At 49.3% G+C, this 3,287-nt stretch carries 2 protein-coding genes and 1 pseudogene; 1 reads left to right on the forward strand and 2 read right to left on the reverse strand.

All coding sequences use genetic code 11. From position 1 onward, the window contains the following. Positions 1-224: 224 nt before the first annotated feature. Both H740_RS07585 and H740_RS07590 read right to left on the reverse strand, forming a co-directional pair. Positions 225-944, reverse strand: a complete 720-nt coding sequence (locus tag H740_RS07585) for a hypothetical protein (RefSeq protein WP_002952947.1) — start codon at positions 942-944, stop codon at positions 225-227. Beyond that, entirely contained in the window at positions 937-2,607 is a 1,671-nt protein-coding gene (locus tag H740_RS07590) for a 4Fe-4S binding protein (RefSeq protein ID WP_002952948.1), read from the reverse strand. Before H740_RS07590 ends, H740_RS07585 begins: the two co-directional genes overlap by 8 nt. 162 nt (positions 2,608-2,769) lie before the next feature. Between H740_RS07590 and H740_RS07595 the strand changes: the two are divergent. Beyond that, positions 2,770-3,287, forward strand: a pseudogene (locus H740_RS07595) (L-seryl-tRNA(Sec) selenium transferase); the annotation flags it as partial.

Consider the following 3,287-nt stretch of genomic DNA (forward strand, 5'->3'; position numbering starts at 1 on the left):
GCCAAAGGGCGGTTAAATTTGAGTGAAATTGGATGGGAATTTGAAAAATATAGGGGTAAATTTGGGCGGGTTAAAGATGCTAAAAAATCGCACCGAAAACGGACGGGTTTTTCTAGTTAAATTTAAAGCGCAAATTTGACGAGAAAACGGCTGCGCGGGCGACTCGGGCAAGTTAAATTTGCCTGCCGGCACGAGCCTAGCAAGCAAATTTAAGCGCGTAGTCCTCAGTCGTCAAACTCCTGCGAGATGACGGGCGAGAACTCCTCCCAGCGGAGTTTTGTTTTGGCCGTAGGCATCTTGCTTTGAAACGGCTCTTTTTTCATCGAGGCTACCGCCGCGCTGTCACCGATCGGCGCAGGAGGGGCTTCTACGCCTAGCACCGCGCGCTCAAGATCGATAAAATCGCGCAAGATAACCGCGTAAGAGGCGAAAAAGTCTGCATTTTTGTGAGCGGATAAAAATTTGATAAATTCATCTATAAATTTATTCGTAACGTCCGTAAATAGCTTGCTGCTGATATTTGCCGCGCCCGCTACTTCATCTCGCAAAAAGGTCGCCGTGGCTAAAAATATAAATCCGACGTAGTCCTCGCTGTCCTTGCAGGCCTCTTTATCTCGGCGGTACGGGCTTAGCTTCAGGCACTCGATCACGCGCAGCCTAGCCGCGCCGTCGTCGCGTCCGTCCTCGTAAAAGGAGGCGTTTAGCGGGATGTTGGAATAAGAAAAGTCAAAAAGCACGTCGTTTTGCTCTCTGGCGAATTTCTCAAAGTCAAATTTGGCTAAATTTGCAAACGCGGCCTCGCTCGCAGGCGTAACTGGGCTAGTCGCTAGGTAGGCTAGCTGTTCGCGCCAGCGGTCAAATTTACCGCCGTGTTCGTGAAAAAACAGCGGATAAGCCAAAAACTCGTAAAAATACGCGCGCGCCTTGGTTAAGTTATTATCCATTTAAAACCTCTTCTCTCATTTGATCCATTTGCGCTTTTATCATCACTTTGGCTTTGCAGTCCGAGCAGCAATAAAGCGTCTTTAGCTTGGCTTTGTCGCCGTTAAATTTAGGCGCCATGATCGCGGCGATCTTCTCGACGGCCTTTTTGGTCGCAAACTCCTTGCCGCACTCGATACAGGCGAAAAGCTCGTCTCTGGCTAGCTCGCTAAAGGTAAAGAAGCTAGGCTCCAGATCGATCTTGCCGGGGCGTAAAAATATCGTGTCTTTTTCCGCGCAGCTAAGCTCGCAGTATCCGCACGCGGTGCAGACGCTCGGGTTAAAGACGATGGAGTTTGTTTTCTTGTCCGCGACTAGGGCGGCGACGTTACACGCTCCCACGCAGCTTAGGCACAGCGTGCAGGTGTCTTGATTTATCTCGACGCGGCCGTATCTGATGAGCTCGGTAGTGCTAACGGAGCCTAAATTTTGATCTCCGACTAGCCACTCTAGGCGTCTGGCGAAAATTTCGCGCTTTGGCAGAGCGTACTCGGCGATGGAGTGCTGCGAGCCCTCGATAAATTTGGCCTGAGATAGGGCGCTTTTTAGCTTGTCCTCGTTTTGCGCGACCAGGACGGCTTTTTCGTTAAATTTGAGCTCGTAAATTTGATTTAAAATATCCACCGCGTCTTTGGTGCCTTTGCCGATATTTTGCTCGTAGATCACGACCTGAGCGCCGCTTTCTTGAAGCAATGTAAGCAGATGCGTCTCGCTTAAAAATCTCTCGCCGCTAATGGCAAAAGGAAGCACGTTTGCGGGTAAATTTACGCTTAAGTTTTCTAAATTTGCCTTTGCGGGTACGACTAGAGCGATCCGGCCGCGGTAGAGTTTGGCTATCTCGGCAAAAGAGTTTCGCGGCATATCCGAGTAATCAAGCGCGCCGCTAGGGCAGACGCTCACGCAGCCGCCGCAGTTTACACAGTCGATGTGAGAGAAAACTAGGTGCTTGGTCTCGTCCTCTTTTAGGATCGCTACCGTAGGGCAGGCCTCGACGCATCTGCCGCAGATTTCGTGTCTGCGCTCGTGATACTGGCAGATCGTGGAGTCGTAGTGGACGTGGCTTTTAAATTTAAATTTCGGGCTTTGCGCCTCTAGCTGCGCGGCGATTTCCTCGTCGCTTTTGCCTGCGATCTCGTAGCAGCCGCTTTGTTTTAGCATGTATTCGCGCGCGTTTTCTACGAGGAAAAAGTCGCAGTCTACCTCAAACTCGCCGTCCGGGCGCAGCACTAGCACGCTTAGTTCGCCTGCGGCTCCGTAGATAAATTTGATCTCAAAATGCGTCAGCTCGATAGTTTTAAAGCCTTTTTCCTTAAGCAAATTTGCCAAATTTTCGCGGCCGCCGTTGCTAACGATCACGACGTTTTTGCCGACTGGTTTTTCGTAGTCGATGTCGCGCGCTAGGTCAAAGGCGCTAGCTCTTGCCTCATAAAGCAAAAGCGTGTTTTTAGCCTTATCCAGCACCGAGTCTGCGGTGTTTTTTAGATAAAAATTTATCTCCGGCGCTACGACGCTTGCCTTTAGTTTGGGCGAATTTGAGACGAGGTAGTCGCCTTCGCCATTTATCTCGATCTGCTCGTTGAGCATCAAATTCTCGTCAAAATCGTTGTAAAAACCGAATTCTTTCATGATTTTCTCCCCGCACTACGCGTTATCAAAATTGAGCGCATTTTAATACTAAAGGCATTAATAGGCTCTGAAATTTTACATTTATTTTTTTTAATAAGATTAGATTTATCCAAATTTTATGCTAAAATCGCGCTCGGTAACACAAATTTACTAGGAGCGAATTTGAACGAACTACGAAAACTCCCGCAGATAGATAAATTTATAAAAAACGAGCGATTTTTCGGGCTTGACACGAGCTTGCTGACTAAGGTCGCCAGGGTCGAGCTAGAGAGCCTGCGCGCTCAAATTTTAGGCGGGCAAAACTGCCCGGGGCTTGACGCCATCGTCCAAAATACGCTCGAAAGATACGAAAAGGCGTCAAATTTGAGCCTACGAAGTCTAATAAACGCAACCGGCGTCATCATTCACACAAACCTCGGCCGCAGCGCGATCGATCCTGAAATTTTACGCCGAGCTCAGCCTGTTATCACGGGGTATTCAAATTTAGAGTACAGCGTCGAAAAGGGAGGCCGCTCAAACCGCTACGACTACGTGGGCGGGCTGCTCGCGGAGCTTTTCGGATTTGAGGATGCCGTCGTCGTAAACAACAACGCAAGCGCCGTGTTTTTGGTGCTAAATACCTTCTCAAAGGGCGGCGAAGCTATCATTAGCAGAGGCGAGCTAGTCGAGATCGGCGGGAG

The sequence above is a fragment of the Campylobacter showae CC57C genome (genome assembly GCF_000344295.2).
Lineage (GTDB): Bacteria > Campylobacterota > Campylobacteria > Campylobacterales > Campylobacteraceae > Campylobacter_A > Campylobacter_A showae_B.

Coding starts and splice junctions, on each gene's coding strand:
- H740_RS07585 (WP_002952947.1), bottom strand. CDS start 944: ATGGATAATAACTTAACCAAGGCGCGCGCGTATTTTTACGAGTTTTTG.
- H740_RS07590 (WP_002952948.1), bottom strand. CDS start 2,607: ATGAAAGAATTCGGTTTTTACAACGATTTTGACGAGAATTTGATGCTC.